Genomic DNA, 23,081 nt, shown 5'->3' on the forward strand with positions numbered 1-23,081 from the left:
TACTTTGAGTGCAAAAACTAGATTTAATATAATACTTGGAATTTTAATAGTATCTCTTTTGTGGGGAATAAATGAGTATTCACAAAAGATAGAATACAGAACTCAATTAGATAATCAGTATCAAAGAATGTTCTTTGATTTAGTAGGTCATGTAGAAAATATTCAAGCAGATTTAGCAAAAATAAATGTAAGTACATCTACAAGACAAAATGTAATGCTTTTAACAAGCACTACTGGACAGTGTTATTGGGCTCAAGAAAAGATGTCACAGCTTCCATTTGAACATATGACACTTAGCAAGACAGAAAAATTCTTAAATCAGGTTGGAGACTATGCAACAGCTCTAGCTAAAAATGCTATAGACAATAAAGCACTATCTGATGAAGAAAGACAAAAGCTATATAAGCTGCAGACACACGCAGAAGAATTAGGAGTAGAACTTCAAGAGTTAGCACAGAATGTATCATCAGGAAAGATTAGTCCTTTTGAGGTAGCTAAAAAGGCAAAAAGAGGAATAAAAAAAGTTAATAACGATATGATAGCAACAACCGCTGCAAGGATAGAAGAAAGAATGCAGGAATATCCTGAGCTTATATATGATGGTCCTTTCTCAGAACATATAGGAAAAATAAAGCCTAGATTAGAAGGAGAAACAGTAGACAAGGACAAGGCTAAAAGTTTAGCACTAGAGTTTCTGAAAGAAAAAAATATATCTGACTTAGTTTATAGTGGAAAAATAAAAAATACAAGTATCCCAGGTTATGTATTCACAAAGGGAACAGTGAGTATAACTATAACTGAAAAAGCTGGGAAAGTAGAATTAATGATAGATTCAAGAGAAATAAAAGAGCCTAAACTCTCTAGACAGGAAGGATTAAAAAAAGCCAAAGAATTCCTAGAAAAAAAGGGATACAAAAATATGACTCCTACGTATGCTTTAACTGTAGGTGGAGAAACAACGATAAACTTTGCTTATAAGCAAGGAAATGTTACGGTTTATCCAGATCTTATAAAAGTTAAAGTTGCACTAGATAATGGAGAAATAGTAGGTTTTGAATCTAGAGGGTATTTGACAAGCCACTATAAAAGAAATATAGAAAAACCTAAGATATCTAAAGAAGAAGGTGCTAAGAGCATAATTGAGGGATCTAAAATCACAAAGACAAAGCTTGTGATAATTCCTACAGAAGGTAAAAGTGAAAGATTATGCTACGAATATCAGGTTCAATACGAAGGAAAGGATTTCCTTATATACGTTGATGCTAATACTGGAAAACAAATGAAAATACTAGAGCTTATTAGAAATAAAAATGGAACATTAACTATATAAAGAAGCATCGTGCTTCTTTATTTTTTTTTTGAAATGGAATATAATCAATAAAGTGAAAATTTCATATAATATAAATTAATATATCTTGAGAGAAGGTGCATTTATGAAAAAGAATATAGCTATTATATTCGGTGGAAAGTCTGGAGAACATGAAGTTTCTTTATCTTCTGCTTCTTCTATATACAATCATATAGATAAGGAAAAATACAATGTATATACTATAGGGATAACAAAAGAAGGAAATTGGCTATATTATGAAGGAAGCTGTGAAAATATAAAAAATGGAAAATGGGTAGAGTTAGCAAATAAAGATGCTAAAATAAATTTAATACCTACGCAAGGGGAAAAAATAGGTATAAGTCTTTCAAATGGAGTTTTTCATGAGATAGATATAATATTTCCTGTTCTTCATGGTCCTTATGGAGAAGATGGCTCTATACAAGGATTATTTGAAATAAGTAATATTCCGTATGTTGGATGTGGAGTATTATCATCTAGTGTAGGAATGGATAAAATTATATGCAAAAAAATATTCAAAGAAATGGGACTTTCGCAAGTTAAGTTTGAATATGTTACTAGATATGAATTTGTTAAAAATGTACAAGACTCTATAAATAATATAGAAAGAAATATAAATTACCCAATGTTTGTAAAACCTGCAAATCTTGGGTCTAGCGTTGGAATATCTAAAGCTAAAAATAAAGACGAACTTATACTTGCAATAAATGAAGCTCTTAGATATGATTATAGAGTAATTATAGAAGAAGGTATAAATGCAAGAGAAATAGAAGTATCAGTACTTGGAAATGAAGATGTATCAGCTTCTATAGTAGGAGAAATAATACCTGCTAAGGAGTTTTATGATTATGAAGCAAAATATATAAATGCTTCTTCAAAATTGCTTATACCAGCTCCTATAGACGATGATATTATTAAGAAAGTTCAGGATATGGCTATAAAAGCATTCAAAGGAATAGATGGATGTGGACTTGCAAGAGTAGATTTCTTTATAGATAAAGATACTACTGAAATATATATAAATGAAATAAATACTATGCCAGGGTTCACTAATATAAGTATGTATCCAAAACTTTGGGAAGCATCAGGAATAGAATATAAAGATTTAATAGATAAACTTATAACTCTTGCTGTAGAAAAATTTGAGCAAAAAAAGAACAAAGAGGTGTAAACATTGGAGAACAAACCAATAGGAGTCTTCGATTCAGGTATAGGAGGACTTACTGTACTAAAGGAAATAATGGAAGTACTTCCTAATGAAGACATAGTTTATTTTGGAGATACTGCTAGAGTTCCTTATGGACCTAGGTCAAAAGAAACAGTTACAAAGTATACTTTTCAGTGCATAAATTTCTTGTTAACAAAGAATATAAAAGCTATAGTAATAGCTTGTAATACAGCAACTGCTAGAAGTTTAAAGCTAGCACAGGAAAAATACGATGTGCCGATAATAGGAGTTGTTGAAGCAGGAGCAAAAACTGCAGTTAATGTTACGAAAAATAAGCGAGTAGGGGTTATAGGTACTGAAGGAACTATAAATTCAAAAGCTTATGAAACTGAAATAGGAAAGATAGATTCTAATATAAATACAATTGGGAAGCCATGTCCGCTATTCGTTCCGATAGTTGAGGAAGGGTGGGCTGATACAGATATATCTTATATGGCAGCAAGTAGATATCTAAATGACTTGAAAGATAAGAATATAGATGCTTTAGTTCTTGGATGCACACACTATCCACTTCTTATGAATACTATATCTAAAGTGATGGGCAGCAGTGTAACACTTGTTAACCCAGCAAGAGAAACAGCTAAAGATCTAAAAAATGTTCTTATGAAAGAGAATTTACTTAGAGATCAAAATGATAATCCTAAATATGAGTATTACGTATCAGACGGACCTGATAAATTTAAACAAATAGGTGAGAACTTCCTCAAAAAAGAAATAGATAATATAAATCTTGTTGAAATTCATAAATATTAATGATAGAATAATCACACATAAAAATTAGATTACCGTAGTTGGTAGTCTAATTTTTTTTGAAATGGATTTTCAAAAGAGGTGGAGCTATGGATAATAAAAGAATAATAAAAATCAAAACGATCCAAATAGATTCAAAAGGAGAACAAGAAGAAATAGAGCTTGTAACTGAAGGCAAAATATTCTTAAAAAATGAACATATATATATAACCTACGAAGAAACAGAATTATCAGGAATGAATGGAACTACTACAACACTTAAGATAGGTAATCAATCTGTTATTATGAAGAGATTTGGGAATAATAATTCACAAATGGTATTTGAAAAAGGAAAAAGATTCACAACTAAATATAAAACAGCATATGGTGATCTAAAGATGGAGATAGTAACTCAACATATAGAAATAAATGTACAAGAAGATTTAAAGAAAATAGAAGTGAATATAAATTACGATATAAACATATCAGGTCTGTTTGAAGGAAAAAATATAATGAATATTACAGTTAATTAAAGGAAGTGACTAAAATGGAAAACACAAAAATAGTACTTGCATCGCTGCTTACAGGAATTATAGTTGGAATAATATTTACAGTATTAAACTTTCCTCTACCAGCACCTCCAACTTTTGAAGCGTTCATGGGTATATTCGGAGTATGGAGTGGAGCTGCAATTGTAAGTAAGTTTATAAAATAAATTAAAGAAGGTGAAAAAATGGACATCATGTTAGCGATTAAAGCAACTGTTGCAGGAGCTATACTTGGAGCTATATTTCAAAAAATGAAATTACCTTTGCCTGCACCACCTGTCTTTCCAGGAGTTGTAGGTATATTAGGAGTTTTGATAGGAAGCAAAATAGCAGAATTATTTTTGTAGGTAGTGAACTTTCACTACCTTTTATAATTTTTATTTGTTATTATATTTAATATGGATAATAATGTATCTTAGATATTTGAGGTGATAAATTGGTTATAAGTGAAAACAAACTGAAAGTATTTATAATTTTGAATACTATTATCAGTATGCTTATAATAGCATCTTCATTGGTGTTAATTCTTAATTTTCATGGAGAAGATAGTTTTACGAATTTATTTAGAAATTTCAAAATCGAAACAAGATATAATGAAAACCATAAAAGAATAGAAGAAATTAAAGAAGAAATCAGAGAAATTCCTTATTTGAGTATATTTGATGAAAGTTCATCAAGTTATATATCTAATCTAAGTCGTGATAACAAAATACTTTATTATAAAATGATGAAAATGGGCAATATAAATCATGGACAGATACAAGCTATAATAGATTTAATGAATGATTTTCACTTTAGATATGATTACTTTCTCTGTGCTATACTTACTGAGAGTTTGCACACATTTATAAATGAATCTGATATAACAAAGATTATACTCAGTGAATATAAAGAAAATATAAATACAAATCTTAGCAATAAAAGTCAAGAATACAAAAATACATACATAAGAGGTCTTTACTTTAACTACCTAAGTCAAAGGTATCAAAGTGATTTACATAGATTATTCACAGAGTATAATATGGGATACTATGAAACGGTGGAATATCTAAGAAGAAATAGTACATATAGAAGTGAATTTTCTACAAATGCTATACAGAACCTAAATAAATACAAGAAAATATACACTTATTACCTAAAATCTATATTATAAGAGGTAAAAATATGCTATTAGAAAAAGTAAAACAAACTATAACAAAACATAAATTAATAGATTATAATGACACTATTGTTCTAGGGATATCGGGAGGACCTGATTCAGTTTGTCTTTTACACGTGCTAAATGAGCTAAAAGAAGAATATTCTCTAAAAATATATGCAGCTCACCTTAATCACAAAATAAGAGGAATAGAGGCACAAAAAGATGCAATTTACTGTGCAGATTTATGCGATGATATGAAAATCCCTTGTTTTATAAGAGCTATAGATGTACCTAAATACTGTCAAGAAAATGGACTATCTATAGAAGAAGGTGCAAGGATTTTAAGATATAATATGTTCTTTGAAATAAAAGAAAAAGTAAATGCAACTAAAATAGCAGTAGCACACAACTTAGACGACCAAGCTGAGACTGTAGTTATGAGAATTATGAGAGGTACAGGACTAGATGGACTAAAAGGAATAGAATACAAAAGAGACAATACAATAATAAGACCACTTCTAGATATAAAAAGAGAAGAAATAGAAAAATATTGTTATGATAACAATCTAAACCCAAGAATAGATTATACAAATCTAGAGGATATATATACAAGAAACAAAATAAGACTAAAACTTATACCTTATATGGAGGAAAATTTTAATCCTAATTTAAAGGAATCTGTATGTAGAATGGCAAACTTATTAAGAGATGATAGTGACTTTATAGATAATGAAGCGAATAAAGCATTCGATAATTTATGCGAGAAAGAAAGCGAAAGAACTATAAAAATAAACACGCAAACATTTAGTCATATTCATAATGCCATTAAAAATAGAATAATAAGAAAATGTATTAGTTTTGTAATTGGAGATTTAAAGGGAATAGAGCAAAAGCATATAGAAGATGTTATGGCATTAATTCATACAGAAAAAAATGATCTAAAAATAAATCTTCCAAAAGGATTAATACTGTATAAAAAGAACAGTAGTATAATATTTACAGATGAAGAAATTAAAAGTGAGTCTATAAATTACACATATAAAATACCAAAGAGTGGATACATAAAAATAAAAGAATTGAATACATTAGTTGAGACTAAAATATTAAATAAAGAAGATATTAATTTATGCTCAGATGATAAATATACAAAGTATTTTGATCTCGATAAAATTTCAGGGGAACTTGAAATTAGAAATAGAAGAAATGGAGATAAAATAAAAGCATTAGGGTTAGGGGGGACTAAAAAGTTAAAAGACATTTTTATTGATTTTAAGGTTAGCAAAGAAGAAAGAGATAAAGTACCTATTTTATGTGATCAAAAAGGTATAATGTGGGTTGTTGGGTATAGAATGAGCGAAGATTATAAAATCGATACTAATACTAAGAAAGTATTGAGGATAAGTATTAAGAAGTTGTAGCTTGTTGTGCCGTGTTGACATGTATGATAAAATAAAATAATATATTCAGCCGAGAGAGGAGGACTCTTTTTGAAGAAATTTTTTAGAGGAGCAAGTTTTTACTTATTAATATTCATAATAATAGTGTCTATTGTCCAGTTCTATGGAAAGCCTGCACAGGAGGTTATACAGCTTGATTTTTCTCAAGTTTATCAAAAAATAGAGCAAGAGGACGTAGCCGAAATTCACTTTACTAACGAGGTTATTGAAGGAAAAATAAAAAGTACAGGACAAAACTTCAGATCTTATCTTCCTTATCCAGTAAGTAAGGAAAATATTTCAGACCTTTTACTAGAGCAAGTTTCGAAAGGAAAATTAGTTTTAAGTGGTGATCCAGAACCTGCAACTCCTTGGTTCTTTGAGATACTTCCATCTATATTCATGATACTTATATTTATAGTATTTTGGTTTGTGTTTATGCAACAATCACAAGGTGGAGGAAGTAGAGTTATGAATTTTGGTAAATCAAGAGCCAAAATGCATAAAGGAGATGAAAAAAATAAAGTTACATTTGACGATGTTGCAGGATTAAATGAAGAAAAAGAAGAACTTCAAGAAGTTGTAGATTTTCTTAAAAATCCTAAGAAATATATAGAGCTTGGAGCTAGAATCCCTAAGGGAATTCTAATGGTAGGACCTCCAGGAACAGGAAAGACATATCTTTCAAAAGCTGTAGCTGGAGAAGCAGGAGTACCATTTTTTAGTATAAGTGGTTCAGACTTTGTTGAGATGTTCGTAGGAGTTGGAGCATCTAGGGTAAGAGATTTATTCGAACAAGCAAAGAAAAACGCACCATGTATAATATTTATAGATGAGATTGATGCTGTAGGTAGAAAAAGAGGAGCAGGTCTTGGTGGAGGACATGATGAAAGAGAGCAAACTCTAAACCAATTGCTTGTTGAAATGGATGGTTTTGGAGTTAATGAAGGCATTATAATAATGGCTGCAACAAACAGACCAGACATTCTAGATCCAGCACTTTTACGTCCAGGTAGATTTGATAGAGAAGTAACTGTTGGACCTCCTGATGTAAAAGGAAGAGAACAAATACTTAAAGTTCACTCAAAATCAAAACCACTATCTCCAGATGTTGATTTAAAAGTATTAGCAAGAAGAACTCCTGGATTTACTCCAGCAGATATAGAAAATCTTATGAATGAAGCTGCTATACTTACGGCTAGAAAAAGACAGAATAAAATAGAAATGGATACTATAGAGGAAGCTATAACTAAGGTGATAGCAGGACCTGCTAAAAAGTCTAGAGTTATTAGTGAAAAAGAAAGAAAGTTAACAGCATATCACGAAGCGGGTCACGCTGTAGCTGCTAAACTTTTACCTACTGCAGATCCAGTACATCAAGTTACTATAATACCAAGAGGAAGAGCAGGAGGATTTACTATGCAGCTTCCTAAAGAAGATAAGTACTATGCTACAAAGACTCAAATGAAAGAAAATCTAATAGTACTTCTTGGTGGTAGAATAGCTGAAGAACTTGTTCTTGAAGATATATCAACAGGAGCACAAAATGACCTTGAAAGAGTATCACATACAGCTAGAGCTATGGTAACAAAATATGGAATGAGTAGACTTGGGCCTATGACATTTGGTGATTCTTCTGATGAAGTATTCTTAGGAAGAGATTTAACAACAAAGAGAAACTACTCAGAAGAAGTAGCATCTCAAATAGATAAAGAAATAAAAAGAATAGTAGATGAAGCTTATGAAATGGCTACAAAATTGCTACAAGATAATATAACTAGCTTACACTTAGTAGCTAAAGCTCTACTAAAATATGAAACACTAGATGCTGATCAATTTGAGAAGGCATTCAAAGGAGAACTTCCTTTAGAGGAAGAAGCAATAACAAAACAAGATGATGAACTAAGCTAAGACTGAGAAGAAATTCTCAGTCTTTTTTTATAATTTCCGTTATGAATTTAATCTTTCAAAGAAAGACTTTTTTATATACTGTAAAAACGTTTTCTAGATAAATTATACCAAAAGTGTTATAATAGTATGGAAAATATTCAAGGTTGGAGAAAAAAATGAAAATTTAAAAAATACAAAAATAAAGAAGGATTTTCACCAAAAATGTAGAAAAGGAATATATGCAACTTTAATGTCAAAAATGAAATTTTTTGAAATGTAAATTTCATAAAACGAAATCCAATCTGTTAGCTTCAAAAGATGAGATTCTAAATTAGGGAGGAAACTTTACATGTTTGAAAAGGAAAAGTTAAGTGCAATTCAAGAAAACGTAGAAAAGTACAATGAAAAGATGCAAAGATCACTTGAGAAACGTCCAGAAAGAAAAGATGTATTTGAAAGTGGATCAGGAGAAACTGTAAATGCCCTTTACACACCACTTGATATTGAAAACTTTGATTATATGAATGACTTAGGAATGCCAGGAAGCTACCCTTACACAAGAGGAGTTCAACCTAATATGTACAGAGGTAGACTTTGGACAATGAGAATGTACGCTGGATTTGCAACGGCTGAAGAATCAAATAAGCGTTACAAATACTTAATAGAGCAAGGATCTATGGGACTTTCAGTTGCAATGGACCTTCCAACACAAATAGGATATGACTCAGATCATCCACTAGCAGAAGGTGAAGTTGGAAAAGTAGGGGTTGCAATAGACTCTCTTGCAGATATGGAAATATTATTTGATGGTATACCACTTGATAAAGTTTCTACATCTATGACTATAAATGCACCAGCAGCAGTACTTCTTGCTATGTACATAGCAGTTGCAGAAAAGCAAGGTGTAAGTGCAGATAAGTTAAGAGGTACTATTCAAAATGACATATTAAAAGAATACATAGCTCGTGGAACATATATATTCCCAACAGAGCCATCTATGAGACTTATAACTAATATATTTGAATACTGTTCAAAAGAAGTTCCACAATGGAATACAATAAGTATTTCTGGATACCACATCAGAGAAGCAGGATCAACAGCTGCTCAAGAGGTAGGATTTACATTAGCTGATGGTATAGCATACGTTGAAGCTGCAATCAAAGCAGGACTTGATGTTGACGTATTTGCTCCTAGACTTTCATTCTTCTTTAATGCACATAATGACCTTTTAGAAGAAGTAGCAAAATATAGAGCCGCAAGAAGACTTTGGGCAAGAATAATGAAAGAAAGATTCAAAGCTAAAGATCCTAAATCTATGGCACTTAAATTCCATACTCAAACAGGAGGATCTACACTAACAGCTCAGCAGCCAGACAACAACATAGTTCGTGTTGCTATACAAACGCTTGCAGCTGTACTTGGAGGAACTCAATCACTTCACACTAACTCAAAAGATGAAGCACTTGCTCTTCCAACAGAAGAATCAGTTAGAATAGCTCTTAGAACTCAACAAATAGTAGCTTATGAAAGTGGAGTTGCAGATACTGTAGACCCACTAGCAGGATCATACTATATTGAAGCTAAGACAAAAGAAATAGAAGAAAAAGCTATGGAGTACATCAAAAAGATCGATGAAATGGGTGGAGCTCCAAAAGCTATAGATAAAGGATATATCCAACAAGAAATAATGGATGCAGCTTACAAATACCAAAGAGAAATCGAAGACAATAAGAGAATAATAGTTGGTATGAATAAGTTCCAAATACAAGAAGAAGCACCGAAAGGCCTATTAAAAGTTGATCCATCTGTTGGAGAACTACAAAAACAAAAATTAGCTAAGTTAAGAGCTGAAAGAGATAACAACTTAGTTAACGAAAACCTTGAGAAGTTAAGAAAAGCTTGTCAATCAGATGAAAACTTAATGCCATATATATTAGATGCAGTTAAGTCTTATGCTACACTTGGAGAAATCTGTGGAGTAATGAGAGAAGTATTTGGTGAATACAAACAATCTGTACAATTATAAAAAAAACAAAAGTTAAAATCCATCTAATTGAGGAGGAAATATAATGGATAGACCTATAAGAGTATTAGTTGCAAAGCCTGGCCTTGATGGTCATGACAGAGGAGCTAAGGTAATTGCTAGAGCCTTAAGAGATGCAGGAATGGAAGTTATTTATACAGGGCTTAGACAAACTCCAGAACAAATAGTTGCAGCAGCAGTACAAGAGGATGTTGACGTTGTAGCTATGAGTATATTATCAGGTGCGCACAACACTTTACTTCCGAAAGTTGTGCAGCTTCTAAAAGAAGAAGGTGTTGCTGATGATATCCTTATAATAGGTGGAGGAGTTATTCCAGATGATGATATACCTTTCTTAAAGGAAAATGGAATAGCAGAAATATTTACGCCAGGAACACCTACTGGAGACACTATAGAGTTTATTAAAGCAAATATAAAAAGAAAATAATACCTTGCCCTAAGGGGCAAGGAATACATTTCTAAGGAAAGAATTTGTTCTAACTAATAGTTTCTAAGGCGGGATAATATGGATATAATAGAAAGCCTATTAAATGGAAATAAAAGAGCTTGCGCTAGAGCTATAACACTTATAGAAAATGAAGAAGAAGGATATTTAGATCTATTAAGAAGTATCTATAAATATACTCAAAGAGCGTATGTAGTCGGAATAACAGGACCACCAGGTGCTGGAAAATCTACACTTACAAATCAGATAGTAAAAGCCTTGAGAAAAGAAGGCAATAAGGTCGGGGTAATAGCTATAGATCCAACAAGCCCTTTCACAAAAGGTGCAATACTTGGAGATAGAATAAGAATGTCAGATATAATGCTCGATAAAGGAGTATTCATAAGATCTATGGGTACTAGAGGTCATCTTGGGGGATTATCAAAGGCAACTCAAGGAGCTATAAAAGTACTTGATGCTTTCGGATGTGATTATATATTAGTAGAGACTGTTGGAGTAGGACAGTCTGAAGTAGATATAGTTAAAAGTGCTGACACTACAGTAATGACTATGGTTCCGGGTCTTGGAGACGATATACAAGCTATAAAAGCCGGTGTTATGGAAATAGGAGATATATTTGTTGTTAATAAAGCTGATAAAGATGGAGCGAAAAGAACTGCTCTTGAAATAGAGATGACATTAGACTTTAAGAAAGACTGGGATTTTAGACCACCTGTAAGTATGGCTATAGCCCAAGAAAATAAAGGAATAGATGAGCTTATAGAAAATATAAAAAAACATAGAAAACACCTAGAAAGTACTGGGAGTTTATACCAAAGAAGACTTGAAAGAAATAAAATTGAAATAAATGAGATTGTATATAGACAAATACAGAAAAAAATAAAATACATAGAAGAATCGTCTCAAATGGAAGAATTATTACAAAAGACAATGACAAAAGAAATGGACCCGTACACAATAAGTGAAAATATAATTAAAAAATTAGTAAAGGAGATGTAGAAAATGAATGTTACTAAAGTAGATCATATAGGAATTGCAGTTAAAAACTTAGATGAAGCTCTAAAGTTTTATGAAGAAGTTCTTGGAATAAAATGTGAGGGAACTGAAGTTGTTGAGGAACAAAAAGTTAAGGTTGCTTTCTTACCAGTTGGAGATACAGAAATAGAACTTTTAGAATCTACATCAGAAGATGGTCCAATAGCGAAATTCATTGAGAAAAAAGGTGAAGGAATACAGCATATAGCTTTAAGAGTAGATAATATAGAAAATGCTATAGAAGAAATGAAAGAAAAAGGAATAAAAATGATTGATGAAAAACCAAGATATGGAGCTGGAAATGCAAAAATTGCTTTCTGTCATCCAAAGAGTACAAGTGGTATACTTCTAGAACTGAGCGAAAGAAAATAGGAGGTAGCAAATATGTCTTTAGAAAAATTAGAAGCACTAAGGGAAAAAAGAAAAGCTATAGAACTTGGCGGTGGTCAAAAAAGAATAGAAAAGCAACATAGCGCAGGAAAACTTACAGCAAGAGAAAGGTTAAACCTTCTATTTGATGAAAGTACTTTTGTAGAAATAGATGCATTTGTTAAGCACAGATGTACAAACTTTGGAATGGAGAAAGTTGACGCACCAGCTGAAGGTGTTGTTACTGGATACGGTAAAGTAGATGGAAGATTAGTTTATGCATTCGCACAAGACTTTACAGTTGTTGGTGGGTCTTTAGGTGAAATGCATGCAAAGAAAATAGAAAAAGTTATGGACCTTGCTTTAACTATGGGTGCACCAATAGTTGGTCTTAATGATTCAGGTGGAGCTAGAATCCAAGAAGCAGTAGATGCATTATCAGGATACGGTAGAATATTCTACAAAAACACAATATCATCAGGGGTAATACCTCAAATATCAGCTATAATGGGACCTTGTGCAGGAGGAGCAGTATACTCTCCAGCTCTTACAGATTTCATATTCATGGTTGATAAAACAAGTCAAATGTTTATAACAGGACCACAAGTTATAAAAACAGTTACTGGGGAAGAAGTTTCAGCTGAAGACCTTGGTGGAGCAATGACTCACAATACTACATCAGGAGTTGCTCAGTTCATATCTTCAAATGACGAGGAGTGTATAGCTGACATTAGAAGACTTATAAGCTTCTTACCATCAAATAATATGGAAAAAGCACCTTTATTTGATAGCGAAGATGATGCAAACAAAATAATAGAAGATTTAAACACTATAATTCCAGAAGGGTCTAACAAACCTTATGATATGAAGAAAGTTATAGAAAGTATAGTTGATAATGCTGACTTTTTCGAAGTTCAACCACACTTTGCAAAAAATATCATAACAGGATTTGCTAGAATAAATGGACAATCTGTTGGAATAATAGCAAACCAACCTATGTTTATGGCTGGATGTTTAGATATAAATGCATCTGATAAATCATCTAGATTTATTAGAACTTGTGATGCATTCAATATACCTATAATAAACTTTGTTGACGTTCCAGGATTCTTACCAGGGACTTCACAAGAATATGGCGGTATTATAAGACATGGAGCTAAAATGCTTTATGCTTATAGCGAGGCTACAGTTCCTAAAATAACATTAATAACTAGAAAGGCATATGGTGGAGCTTACCTTGCGATGTGCTCTAAAGATTTAGGAGCAGATATGGTGTATGCATGGCCAAGTGCAGAAATTGCAGTTATGGGTCCTGAAGGAGCTGCAAACATAATATTTAGAAATGAAATCAAAGATGCAGAGGATCCTCAAGCAATGAGAGCTCAGAAAATAGAAGAGTACAAATCTGAATTTGCAACTCCATATAAAGCAGCAGAAAGAGGATTTGTTGATGATGTTATAGAGCCAGCACTTACTAGAATTAGACTTTGCGATGCACTTGATATGCTTCAGTCTAAACGTGACAGCAGACCATCTAAGAAGCACGGAAACATACCTCTATAGGCCTAAGGGAGTGAAAATATATGGATTTATCAACTTTGTTAGAAAGAATGAGTACTGATATAGCTTCCCTAAGTTGGATGGAAAGACTTACTGGGGGACTAGTAGCGACAGTTCTTGCTATGGTTATAGTTGCAGTAGTTCTTATTTTGTTATTGTTTACGGTTAATCTCATGACTAAAATGTTAGCAGAAAAAGAAACTGTTAAAGTTAATGAAGTAGTTACACAACAAGTAGAAGAAGTGGTAGAAGAAGCTGATGACAAAGAGCTTATAGCTGTTATAAGTAGTGCAATAGCAGAATCTTTGGGAACTTCTACTAGCAACATAATAGTGAGAAATATAATAAGAACTAATTCAGTAGATCCAGCTTGGGCAAAAGCTGGAAGAATAGAACAGATGAAAAATATACACTAATACTAGGAGGATAATACCATGATTAAAAAGTTTAATGTTACAGTAAATGGAGTTACTTATGATGTTGAAGTTGAGGAAATAAAAGAAGGAGGGGTAGCTACTCCAAGACCTACAGCACCTGCACCAGCAGCACCAAAAGCGGCACCTGCACCAAAGGCAGCACCAGCAGCACCAAAAGCGGCGCCTGCAGGAGCAACTACAATAACAGCTCCAATGCCTGGAACTATAAATGATGTAAGAGTAAAAGAAGGAGACAAAGTTACAAAAGGACAAGTTTTAGTTATACTTGAAGCGATGAAAATGGAAAATGAGATAATGGCTTCTCAAGATGGAGTAGTAGCTTCTGTAAATGTTACTAAAGGTGCATCAGTAAATGCAGGAGACGTACTAGTATCTTTAAGCTAAACAAAATAAAGGAAAGGTGATGCACCCATGGGACAAATTATAGTTGAGTTTTTACAAAATACCGGATTTGCTGCGATGACATGGCAGCAGCTAGTGATGATAATAGTTTCGTGCATACTTCTTTACCTAGCTATAGGTAGAGGATTTGAACCATTACTATTGGTTCCGATAGCATTTGGAATGCTTCTTACTAATCTTCCTTTAGCGGGGGTTATGGATTATCCAGATACTTCACTTCAGTTTCAAGCTATACAAACACAGGAAGCAGCCATAAATGCACAAAACGGATTGTTTAATGCAAGATATATAACTAATATTCCTGGAGGATTAATTCACTACCTATACCAAGGAAATAAGCTTGGTATATTCCCACCTCTTATATTCTTAGGGGTAGGGGCTATGACAGACTTTGGTCCTTTAATTGCAAATCCAAAGAGTTTATTACTTGGTGCAGCAGCACAGTTTGGAATATTCTTCACATTCTTAGGGGCTATACTTTTAGGATTTGATGCTCAGGCAGCATCTGCTATAGGTATAATAGGAGGAGCTGATGGTCCTACAGCTATATTTTTAACTACACAGCTAAAGCCTGAATTACTTGGACCTATAGCTGTTGCAGCATACTCTTATATGGCACTTGTACCTATAATACAGCCTCCTATAATGAAGGCACTTACAACGGAAAAAGAAAGACAAATAGTAATGAAGCAGTTAAGAGTTGTTTCAAAGAAAGAGAAGATAGTGTTCCCTATACTTGTTACAATATTAGTATCATTACTACTTCCTTCAGCAGCTACTTTAATAGGTATGCTAATGCTTGGAAACTTATTTAAGGAATCGGGAGTAACTGATAGACTATCAAAGACAGCTACAAATGAGCTTATAAATATAGTAACTATATTCTTAGGGGTATCTGTTGGAGCTACAGCTAAAGCGGAATACTTCTTAGTATCTGAAACACTTAAAATAATAGTACTTGGAATTGTTGCATTCGGAGTAGGAACAGGATCTGGAGTAGTACTTGCCAAAGTATTAAACAAGTTCTTAAAAGACCCAATAAATCCATTAATGGGTGCAGCAGGGGTTTCTGCAGTTCCTATGGCAGCTAGGGTTGCTAGTAAAGTAGGACAAGAAGCTAATCCATCAAACTTCTTATTAATGCACGCTATGGGACCTAACGTTGCAGGAGTTATAGGTTCAGCAGTAGCAGCAGGAGTACTTTTAGCATTATTCGGATAAAAAAGACGGCATTAGCCGTCTTTTTTTGATATATTAAAGATATATAAAACTGTGAAAGAGGGATTGCATTGAAAGATAAAATACTAAAACTTCTTTTAGAAGCAAAAGGAGAATTTATATCAGGAGAATATATATCAGAAAAACTTGGAATATCTAGAAGTGCTGTGTGGAAGCACATTAAAAGTATAAAAGAGGAAGGTTATGAGATAGAATCAGTAACTAAAAAAGGCTATAGACTTAATCAATATCCAGATCTATTTGTATCTGAAGTAATAAAAAGTAAATTAAATACAAATATAATAGGTAAGAAAATTTTATGTTTTGAAACTATAGGATCAACCAATGATCATGCAAAGAAAATAGCTAAAGAAAGTGAAGAAGGAACAATAATCCTATCAGAAGAACAAACAAAAGGAAGAGGTAGGATGGGCAAGGTATGGCACTCTATAAAAGGAGATGGGATATGGCTAAGTATTATACTAAAGCCAGATATTCCTCCATATCATGCACCTATAATAACTCAAATAGCAGGATTGAGCGTTGTAATTGCACTAAATGAATTAGGTGTTAAATCTTCTATAAAGTGGCCTAATGATATACTTATAAATAATAAAAAAATATGTGGAATACTAACAGAAATGAGTATTGAGATAGATAGAATAGATCACATAGTAGTAGGTATAGGAATGAACGTTAAGACTTTAGACTTTCCAAATGATATAGAAAATATGGCTACATCTATTTTAAAAGAAGGATATAGCTTAAATAGATTAGATATATTAAGCCGTATACTAGAAAAGTTTGAAGAATTTTATACAGATTATGTAAGCAATAACGACATAGAAAAAATAGCTAACATGTGCAAAACATATTCAGCAATAATAGGAAAGGATATTTATGTAATAAAAGGTGATAAAAGAAGAAAAGCAAGGGGAATAGATATAAATAAAAATGGAAATCTAATAGTTGAATATGAAGACGGGTCTAGTGAAGAACTAGTATCTGGAGAAGTATCTATAAGAGGAGAAAATGGCTATGTGTAATAAAAGTATATTAGATATTGAAGGAATAAAGATTGGACAAGCACAAGATACGAATGCACTTACAGGATGTACTGTTGTAATTTGTGAAAATGGAGCTGTTTGCGGAGTTGATATTAGAGGTTCAGCCCCAGGAACTAGGGAAACAGATCTTCTAAATCCACTAAACTTAGTTGATAAAGTTCATGCTGTAGTATTATCAGGTGGATCTGCATTTGGACTTGATGCATCTTGTGGTGTTATGAAATACCTAGAAGAAAATAATATAGGATTTGACGTTGGAGTAACTAAAGTACCTATAGTTGCAAGTGCAGTACTATTTGATCTTCATATAGGAGATTATAGAGTAAGACCTGATTTTGATATGGGATACAACGCTTGCAAACTGGCAAATAAAGATATTTTAAATTTAGGTAATTATGGTGCCGGGTGTGGAGCTACTGCTGGCAAAATAAATGGACCTTTAAATGCTACAAAATCAGGAATAGGAAGCTATTGTATAAGTTTAGAAAACGGACTTATTGTAGGTGCGTTGGTAGCTGCAAATCCATTTGGAGACATATATGAAAATGGGAATATAATAGCAGGGGCTCTTACAAGTGATAAAAAGAGCTTTGCTAATACTAATGAAGTAATGAAAAAAGGAATAAAATCTGGAGGATTTGAAATAACTAATACAACAATAGGAATAGTCATAACCAATGCAAAAATAAATAAAACTGAAGCTACTAAAGTATCTCAAATGGCACATGATGGATATGCAAGAGCAATATCTCCAATACACACAATGTACGATGGAGATACTATATTCACTTTAGCAACAGGTAAAGTAGAATGTGACATAAATTTACTAGGAACACTTGCAGCAGATGTTGTAGAAAAAAGTATAATAAGTGCTGTTAAAAATAGTGAGAGTGTGCAAGATATACTTTCGTACAAAGACATTTTCAGAAAATTATAACGTTTCATAAGAAACATAATGAGTATTGTGTACAAAAATTTAGTTGAAACTTATATATAATATTGCTAAAATAAAATCGTTGTAGCTGGCATCAGACAGAGCCTGACTATTGCAAACGAGAATATATAATTTTAATGACCAGCATCCTAGTGAGCTGGAGCGGAGGTGCAATTATGATTGAATCAAGAAAAGCTTTTGGAATTAGGAAAATTACAACTATAGGAATGTTAGGGGCAATATCTGCGATATTAGGAATGACTCCACTTGGAATTATACCTGTTGGAGCTGTAAACGCAACGATAATGCATATACCTGTTATAATTGGGGCGATACTAGAAGGGCCAATTGCAGGAATTATGGTAGGTTTGATATTTGGTGTGTTTAGTTTAATAAGAAGTATAACAACGCCTACTCCGGTTTCGTTTGTGTTCTGGAATCCTTTAGTTTCTATACTTCCAAGGATACTTATAGGAATTACTTCGTATTATGCTTATACTGCTTTAAGAAAAACTACAAAAAATGAAACTGTATCAATAGCGTCTGCAGCTGCATTAGGAACGCTTACAAATACTGTAGGTGTACTTTCTATGATATATATGTTATATGGAGCTAGATTTGTTGAGAAAATAGGAGCAGATCCTACAAGTGCCGGAAAAATAATATTAGGAATAGGAATAACTAACGGTATACCAGAAATGATAGTTGCAACAATAATTGTTACAGGTGTAGTAAGGGGACTTAAACTTACTAAAAGATAGAAAGAAGGTAAAAATATGTTATTAGTGTTTGATGTCGGAAATACAAATATTGTGGTAGGCGTTTATGATGGAAAAAAACTTATAAAAGACTGGAGAATCAGTACTGACAAAGACAAAACATCTGATGAATATGGAATGCTTATAAGACAGTTATTTAGATATGAAAATCTAGAATTAGAATTAATAGATGACGTTATAATATCATCTGTAGTTCCAAATGTAATGCATTCTTTAGAAAACTTTGCTAGAAAATATTGCGGCAAAGAGCCTATGGTAGTAGGACCTGGAATAAAAACAGGAATAAACATCAAATATGACAATCCAAAACAAGTAGGAGCAGATAGAATAGTAAATGCTGTAGCTGCATACGATAAATATGGAGGCCCTATTATAGTTGTTGATTTTGGAACAGCTACTACATTTTGTGCGATATCTCAAAACGGAGAGTATCTAGGTGGAACAATATCACCGGGTATAAAGATTTCTAGTGAAGCACTGTTTCAAAAAGCATCTAAACTTCCGAGAGTTGAACTTATAAAACCTGAAATGGTAATATGTAAAAACACAGTATCTGCTATGCAAGCAGGTATAATATATGGATATGCAGGACTTGTAGACAATATAGTCAATATGATGAAAAAAGAACTAAAAAACAAAAACGTTAAAGTTATTGCAACAGGGGGACTAGCAAGTCTTATATTTAGTGAAAGTAAATCCATAGATTATGTAGATAAAGATTTGACACTAGAAGGACTAAGACTTATTCACGATATGAATAAAGAATAAAGCCAGGGGAAACCTGGCTTTTGTATTATGGAAGGTGATTGCATGAATATTGGAAATGTAAGACTTGAAAACAATGTATTTTTAGCTCCTATGGCAGGAGTTACAGACCTTTCCTTCAGATTACTATGCAAGGAAATGGGATGCGGACTTTTGTATACTGAAATGATAAATGCAAAAGCTCTTTGTTACGATGATGAAAAAACAAAATCTATGCTTAAAATAGATGAAAGAGAGCATCCTGTATCTGTACAGATATTTGGATCTGAAGTAGAATTTATGGCAAAGGCTGCATATATATTAAACGATTATAAAAATGAAATACTAGATATAAATATGGGATGTCCTGCTCCTAAGGTAGTAAAAAATGGAGATGGATCAGCCCTAATGAAAAATCCTAAGCTTGTAGAAGAAATACTAAAAGAAGTTGTAAAGAATTCTCAAAAGCCTGTAAGTGTAAAAATAAGAAAAGGCTGGGACGAAAATAACGTAAATGCAGTAGAAATTGCAAAAATAGCACAGGACTGTGGAGTAAGTGCTATAGCCATACATGGAAGAACAAGAGAGCAATTTTACTCAGGAAAAGCAGATTGGGATATAATAAGAAAAGTAAAAGAAGCAGTAAGTATACCTGTAATAGGAAATGGGGATATATTTGAAGCTGAAGATGCACTAGACATGATAAAAGAAACTAATTGTGATGCTGTAATGATAGGAAGAGGATCACAGGGAAATCCTTGGATATTTAAAAGAGTTGCTCATTTTCTAAAAAACAATGAATTACTACCTAAACCTACATTAGAAGAAAGAGTTACAATGGCTATTAGGCACTTAAATATGGATATAAAAGAAAAAGGTGAGTATGTAGGTATAAGAGAAATGAGAAAGCATATTGGTTGGTATTTAAAAGGGCTCAAGGGATCTTCAAAAGTTAGAGATGAGATAAATAGAATAACAGATTATAATGAAGTACTACAAAAGCTTAATACTTATTTGAAAGAGTCCTTGACAGAGTCTGAATAGTAATTTATAATATAGCGAACAAAATTAGATAAAAATTTTTGTATAATTTTTAGAGGAGCGATGTGGGAATGGAAAATAAAAAGCAAATACTATTAACTGAAGAAGGTTATAAGAAGATAGAAAATGAACTTGAATTTCTAAAAACAGTAAGAAGAAAAGAAGTTGCAGAAAGAATTAAAGTTGCTATATCTTTCGGGGATATATCTGAGAATGCAGAGTATGATGAAGCTAAAAATGAGCAAGCACAACTTGAAGAAAGAATAATAAAGCTTGAAAATATGTTAAGAAACGCGGTTATAATAGATGAAAGTAACATAGATGCAAGCGTTGTTATGATAGGTTCTATAGTTAAAGTTAAGGACTTAGATTACGATGAAGAGTTAGAATACACTATGGTTGGTGCAGCAGAAGCAGATCCATACGAATTTAAAATTTCAAATGAATCTCCTGTAGGAAAAGCATTACTTGGAAGAAAAGCTGGAGATATAGTTGAAGTTCAAGTTCCAGATGGAATTGCTAAATTTGAGATATTAGATATAAGAAGACAATCTGGAGGTACGAAATGATAAACGAAGAATTAAACCTCAATGAGATGTTGAGGATAAGAAGAGAAAAACTTGCTAAACTTCAAGAAATGGGAAAGGACCCTTTCAAAATTGAAAAATATGATGTATCTCATTATAGCCAAGATATAAAACAAAACTTTGAAGATTTAGAAGGAAAAGAAGTATCTATAGCTGGACGTATAATGAGCAAAAGAATTCAAGGTAAAGCTGGATTTATAGATGTTCAGGACCAAGAAGGAAGAATACAATCATATGTTAGAAAAGATAGATTAAATGAAGAAGATTACAATTTATTTGTTACATATGATATAGGAGATATAGTAGGTATTAAAGGAGAGGTTTTCAAAACTCAAAAAGGTGAGATATCTGTAAAAGCTAACGAAGTTACACTGCTTACTAAATCACTTCAAATCTTACCAGAGAAATGGCATGGACTTAAAGATCAAGATTTAAGATATAGACAAAGATATGTTGACCTTATAGTAAATCCAGAAGTTAAGAAAGCATTTATTATAAGAAATAAAGCTATAAAAGCTATAAGAGAGTATCTAGATGAAAGAGGATTCTTAGAAGTTGATACACCGATACTAAATACAATAGCTGGTGGAGCTTCGGCAAGGCCATTTATAACTCACCATAATACACTAGATATAGATATGTATCTTAGAATAGCAAATGAGTTATACCTAAAAAGACTTATAGTTGGTGGATTTGATAAAGTGTATGAAATGGGAAGAATGTTTAGGAATGAAGGAATGTCAATAAAACATAACCCAGAATATACTGCTATAGAACTTTATCAAGCATACGCTGACTATGAAGAAATGATGAAAATTACTGAAAATGTAGTTGCATATATGGCAGAAAAGGCGTTAGGAACTACGAAAATAACATATCAAGGAAAAGAAATAGATCTTACTCCTCCATGGAAGAGAATGAGCATGCAAGAAGCTGTTAAGGAATATGCAGGAGTAGATTTCGATAATATAAAAACTGATGAAGAAGCATTAGAAGTTGCAAAGCAAAAACATATAGAAATAACTCCTGAAATGAAAAGAGGGCATGTTATAAATGCTTTATTTGAAGAATATGCAGAAAAGCATCTTGTTCAGCCAACATTTATAACACATCATCCAGTGGAAGTATCTCCTCTTGCTAAGCGTAATCCAGATGACCCAAGTATAACTAATAGATTTGAGGCATTTGTAAATACTTGGGAGATAGCTAATGCATTCTCTGAGCTTAATGATCCAATAGACCAAAAAGGAAGATTTATGGACCAATTAAGACAAAGAGAACTAGGAGATGAAGAAGCTCAAATGCTTGACGAGGACTTCCTAAATGCATTAGAAGTAGGACTTCCGCCAACGGGAGGACTTGGAATAGGTATGGATAGAGTTATGATGCTTTTAACTGACTCGCCATCTATAAGAGATGTAATACTTTTCCCTACTATGAAACCTATTGTTGATAATAAAGAAGATTAAATATAGGAACCTAGAGATATCTCTAGGTTCTTTTTAAATATTGTGAAAATAAAAAAGGATAAAATAGGTATAAAGTAGAATACAAAATAATATATATATTGGTTAAAATGAAATTAATTGACTTTTATTCAAAACCGTTTATAATTTGTAGTAGGGGCAATTTACAAAAATTAGGGGGAACTATTTAAAATGATACTAAATTGGATATGTTTAATTTCAATACTGCTACTTGTTGCACAGCTTATGATGTTTTTCTATGTGAGTGCGGTATCAGATTTTAAAGTTAAGAAAACTATTAGAACTAGAAGGGTTAGCACACCTAACTATTATGAAGAATATAAGATTGCAAAATAATTTTTAGGACAAACTGTTGACAATAATAAAATGAAATGATATAGTATTACATGTTGACGAGAGACAAGAAAAAAACAAAACATTGAGAAAAAACTTGTTGACATTAAGAAAAATAAATGATATATTATTACTTGTCGCTAAGACAAACGAAATGAACTTTGAAAACTAAACAGCAGACGAATAGTAATTCAATTAACCATAAAGTCAGCTCATATGAGCCAAATTATTTTTGAGAGTTTGATCCTGGCTCAGGATGAACGCTGGCGGCGTGCCTAA

Annotated in this window: 25 protein-coding genes; all 25 read left to right on the top strand. The window is 32.4% G+C overall.

Annotated elements, in window-relative coordinates; all coding sequences use genetic code 11:
• Positions 1-4 precede the first annotated feature (4 nt).
• Entirely contained in the window at positions 5-1,330 is a 1,326-nt protein-coding gene (ypeB, locus tag CLOTH_RS09565; protein WP_079413493.1) for a germination protein YpeB, read from the top strand.
• 103 nt (positions 1,331-1,433) lie between these two features.
• The gene (locus CLOTH_RS09570; RefSeq protein ID WP_079413495.1) at positions 1,434-2,519 is read left to right on the top strand and encodes a D-alanine--D-alanine ligase; all 1,086 of its coding nucleotides are present in this window, start codon (positions 1,434-1,436) and stop codon (positions 2,517-2,519) included.
• A 3-nt stretch (positions 2,520-2,522) separates the two neighbouring features.
• The gene (gene murI, locus CLOTH_RS09575) at positions 2,523-3,329 is read left to right on the top strand and encodes a glutamate racemase (protein WP_079413497.1); all 807 of its coding nucleotides are present in this window, start codon (positions 2,523-2,525) and stop codon (positions 3,327-3,329) included.
• Between the two features lie 86 nt (positions 3,330-3,415).
• Positions 3,416-3,838, top strand: a complete 423-nt coding sequence (locus CLOTH_RS09580; RefSeq protein ID WP_079413499.1) for a DUF1934 domain-containing protein — start codon at positions 3,416-3,418, stop codon at positions 3,836-3,838.
• A gap of 14 nt (positions 3,839-3,852) precedes the next feature.
• The gene (locus tag CLOTH_RS09585; protein ID WP_079413501.1) at positions 3,853-4,020 is read left to right on the top strand and encodes a XapX domain-containing protein; all 168 of its coding nucleotides are present in this window, start codon (positions 3,853-3,855) and stop codon (positions 4,018-4,020) included.
• A gap of 18 nt (positions 4,021-4,038) precedes the next feature.
• Positions 4,039-4,200, top strand: a complete 162-nt coding sequence (locus CLOTH_RS09590; RefSeq protein ID WP_079413503.1) for a DUF1427 family protein — start codon at positions 4,039-4,041, stop codon at positions 4,198-4,200.
• 89 nt (positions 4,201-4,289) lie between these two features.
• On the top strand, positions 4,290-5,006 hold the full coding sequence (locus CLOTH_RS09595) for a hypothetical protein (protein WP_079413505.1): 717 nt from the start codon (positions 4,290-4,292) through the stop codon (positions 5,004-5,006).
• An 11-nt stretch (positions 5,007-5,017) separates the two neighbouring features.
• Positions 5,018-6,412 (top strand): tRNA lysidine(34) synthetase TilS, encoded by a 1,395-nt coding sequence (gene tilS / locus CLOTH_RS09600; RefSeq protein ID WP_079413507.1) that lies wholly within the window; start codon positions 5,018-5,020, stop codon positions 6,410-6,412.
• A gap of 69 nt (positions 6,413-6,481) precedes the next feature.
• Positions 6,482-8,341: an ATP-dependent zinc metalloprotease FtsH gene (ftsH, locus tag CLOTH_RS09605; protein WP_079413509.1), complete on the top strand. Its 1,860-nt coding sequence runs from the start codon at positions 6,482-6,484 to the stop codon at positions 8,339-8,341.
• Positions 8,342-8,669: 328 nt separating this feature from the next.
• Positions 8,670-10,346, top strand: coding sequence for an acyl-CoA mutase large subunit family protein (locus CLOTH_RS09610; protein ID WP_079413511.1), 1,677 nt, complete (start codon positions 8,670-8,672; stop codon positions 10,344-10,346).
• 43 nt (positions 10,347-10,389) lie between these two features.
• Positions 10,390-10,791: a cobalamin B12-binding domain-containing protein gene (locus CLOTH_RS09615; RefSeq protein ID WP_079413513.1), complete on the top strand. Its 402-nt coding sequence runs from the start codon at positions 10,390-10,392 to the stop codon at positions 10,789-10,791.
• 78 nt (positions 10,792-10,869) lie between these two features.
• Complete coding sequence (gene meaB, locus CLOTH_RS09620; RefSeq protein WP_079413515.1) at positions 10,870-11,808, top strand: methylmalonyl Co-A mutase-associated GTPase MeaB; 939 nt, start codon at positions 10,870-10,872, stop codon at positions 11,806-11,808.
• A 3-nt stretch (positions 11,809-11,811) separates the two neighbouring features.
• Positions 11,812-12,216: a methylmalonyl-CoA epimerase gene (mce, locus tag CLOTH_RS09625; RefSeq protein ID WP_079413517.1), complete on the top strand. Its 405-nt coding sequence runs from the start codon at positions 11,812-11,814 to the stop codon at positions 12,214-12,216.
• Between the two features lie 12 nt (positions 12,217-12,228).
• Positions 12,229-13,776 (top strand): methylmalonyl-CoA decarboxylase subunit alpha, encoded by a 1,548-nt coding sequence (gene mmdA, locus CLOTH_RS09630; protein ID WP_079413519.1) that lies wholly within the window; start codon positions 12,229-12,231, stop codon positions 13,774-13,776.
• A 20-nt stretch (positions 13,777-13,796) separates the two neighbouring features.
• Positions 13,797-14,189, top strand: coding sequence for an OadG family protein (locus tag CLOTH_RS09635; protein WP_079413521.1), 393 nt, complete (start codon positions 13,797-13,799; stop codon positions 14,187-14,189).
• Positions 14,190-14,207: 18 nt separating this feature from the next.
• Positions 14,208-14,594 carry a biotin/lipoyl-containing protein gene (locus CLOTH_RS09640; RefSeq protein WP_331722080.1) on the top strand — a complete coding sequence of 129 codons (387 nt, stop codon included), beginning with the start codon at positions 14,208-14,210 and terminating at the stop codon, positions 14,592-14,594.
• 27 nt (positions 14,595-14,621) lie between these two features.
• Entirely contained in the window at positions 14,622-15,833 is a 1,212-nt protein-coding gene (locus CLOTH_RS09645; RefSeq protein ID WP_079413523.1) for a sodium ion-translocating decarboxylase subunit beta, read from the top strand.
• A 68-nt stretch (positions 15,834-15,901) separates the two neighbouring features.
• A complete protein-coding gene (locus tag CLOTH_RS09650; protein WP_079413525.1) occupies positions 15,902-16,876 on the top strand; it encodes a biotin--[acetyl-CoA-carboxylase] ligase in 975 nt (324 codons plus the stop codon).
• Positions 16,869-17,834: a P1 family peptidase gene (locus tag CLOTH_RS09655; RefSeq protein WP_079413527.1), complete on the top strand. Its 966-nt coding sequence runs from the start codon at positions 16,869-16,871 to the stop codon at positions 17,832-17,834. Before CLOTH_RS09650 ends, CLOTH_RS09655 begins: the two co-directional genes overlap by 8 nt.
• A gap of 173 nt (positions 17,835-18,007) precedes the next feature.
• Positions 18,008-18,592 (top strand): ECF transporter S component, encoded by a 585-nt coding sequence (locus CLOTH_RS09660; RefSeq protein ID WP_079413529.1) that lies wholly within the window; start codon positions 18,008-18,010, stop codon positions 18,590-18,592.
• 15 nt (positions 18,593-18,607) lie between these two features.
• Positions 18,608-19,378, top strand: coding sequence for a type III pantothenate kinase (locus CLOTH_RS09665; protein ID WP_079413531.1), 771 nt, complete (start codon positions 18,608-18,610; stop codon positions 19,376-19,378).
• A gap of 42 nt (positions 19,379-19,420) precedes the next feature.
• Positions 19,421-20,398, top strand: coding sequence for a tRNA dihydrouridine synthase DusB (gene dusB / locus CLOTH_RS09670; RefSeq protein ID WP_079413539.1), 978 nt, complete (start codon positions 19,421-19,423; stop codon positions 20,396-20,398).
• Between the two features lie 68 nt (positions 20,399-20,466).
• Positions 20,467-20,964, top strand: a complete 498-nt coding sequence (gene greA / locus CLOTH_RS09675; protein ID WP_079413533.1) for a transcription elongation factor GreA — start codon at positions 20,467-20,469, stop codon at positions 20,962-20,964.
• Positions 20,961-22,451, top strand: coding sequence for a lysine--tRNA ligase (gene lysS, locus CLOTH_RS09680; protein ID WP_079413535.1), 1,491 nt, complete (start codon positions 20,961-20,963; stop codon positions 22,449-22,451). Before greA ends, lysS begins: the two co-directional genes overlap by 4 nt.
• A 189-nt stretch (positions 22,452-22,640) precedes the next feature.
• Entirely contained in the window at positions 22,641-22,805 is a 165-nt protein-coding gene (locus CLOTH_RS10640) for a hypothetical protein (protein WP_158080502.1), read from the top strand.
• The last annotated feature ends 276 nt before the right edge of the window (positions 22,806-23,081 follow it).

The organism is Alkalithermobacter paradoxus (genome assembly GCA_002029295.1).
Classification (GTDB): domain Bacteria; phylum Bacillota; class Clostridia; order Peptostreptococcales; family Peptostreptococcaceae; genus Alkalithermobacter; species Alkalithermobacter paradoxus.

What these genes read in the sequence shown, in the direction of transcription:
- CLOTH_RS09570 (WP_079413495.1), top strand. Translation starts at nt 1,434, where the DNA reads ATGAAAAAGAATATAGCTATTATATTCGGTGGAAAGTCTGGAGAACAT.
- CLOTH_RS09580 (WP_079413499.1), top strand. Translation starts at nt 3,416, where the DNA reads ATGGATAATAAAAGAATAATAAAAATCAAAACGATCCAAATAGATTCA.
- CLOTH_RS09585 (WP_079413501.1), top strand. Translation starts at nt 3,853, where the DNA reads ATGGAAAACACAAAAATAGTACTTGCATCGCTGCTTACAGGAATTATA.
- CLOTH_RS09590 (WP_079413503.1), top strand. Translation starts at nt 4,039, where the DNA reads ATGGACATCATGTTAGCGATTAAAGCAACTGTTGCAGGAGCTATACTT.
- tilS (WP_079413507.1), top strand. Translation starts at nt 5,018, where the DNA reads ATGCTATTAGAAAAAGTAAAACAAACTATAACAAAACATAAATTAATA.
- CLOTH_RS09610 (WP_079413511.1), top strand. Translation starts at nt 8,670, where the DNA reads ATGTTTGAAAAGGAAAAGTTAAGTGCAATTCAAGAAAACGTAGAAAAG.
- CLOTH_RS09615 (WP_079413513.1), top strand. Translation starts at nt 10,390, where the DNA reads ATGGATAGACCTATAAGAGTATTAGTTGCAAAGCCTGGCCTTGATGGT.
- meaB (WP_079413515.1), top strand. Translation starts at nt 10,870, where the DNA reads ATGGATATAATAGAAAGCCTATTAAATGGAAATAAAAGAGCTTGCGCT.
- mce (WP_079413517.1), top strand. Translation starts at nt 11,812, where the DNA reads ATGAATGTTACTAAAGTAGATCATATAGGAATTGCAGTTAAAAACTTA.
- mmdA (WP_079413519.1), top strand. Translation starts at nt 12,229, where the DNA reads ATGTCTTTAGAAAAATTAGAAGCACTAAGGGAAAAAAGAAAAGCTATA.
- CLOTH_RS09635 (WP_079413521.1), top strand. Translation starts at nt 13,797, where the DNA reads ATGGATTTATCAACTTTGTTAGAAAGAATGAGTACTGATATAGCTTCC.
- CLOTH_RS09640 (WP_331722080.1), top strand. Translation starts at nt 14,208, where the DNA reads ATGATTAAAAAGTTTAATGTTACAGTAAATGGAGTTACTTATGATGTT.
- CLOTH_RS09645 (WP_079413523.1), top strand. Translation starts at nt 14,622, where the DNA reads ATGGGACAAATTATAGTTGAGTTTTTACAAAATACCGGATTTGCTGCG.
- CLOTH_RS09655 (WP_079413527.1), top strand. Translation starts at nt 16,869, where the DNA reads ATGTGTAATAAAAGTATATTAGATATTGAAGGAATAAAGATTGGACAA.
- CLOTH_RS09660 (WP_079413529.1), top strand. Translation starts at nt 18,008, where the DNA reads ATGATTGAATCAAGAAAAGCTTTTGGAATTAGGAAAATTACAACTATA.
- CLOTH_RS09665 (WP_079413531.1), top strand. Translation starts at nt 18,608, where the DNA reads ATGTTATTAGTGTTTGATGTCGGAAATACAAATATTGTGGTAGGCGTT.
- dusB (WP_079413539.1), top strand. Translation starts at nt 19,421, where the DNA reads ATGAATATTGGAAATGTAAGACTTGAAAACAATGTATTTTTAGCTCCT.
- greA (WP_079413533.1), top strand. Translation starts at nt 20,467, where the DNA reads ATGGAAAATAAAAAGCAAATACTATTAACTGAAGAAGGTTATAAGAAG.
- lysS (WP_079413535.1), top strand. Translation starts at nt 20,961, where the DNA reads ATGATAAACGAAGAATTAAACCTCAATGAGATGTTGAGGATAAGAAGA.
- CLOTH_RS10640 (WP_158080502.1), top strand. Translation starts at nt 22,641, where the DNA reads ATGATACTAAATTGGATATGTTTAATTTCAATACTGCTACTTGTTGCA.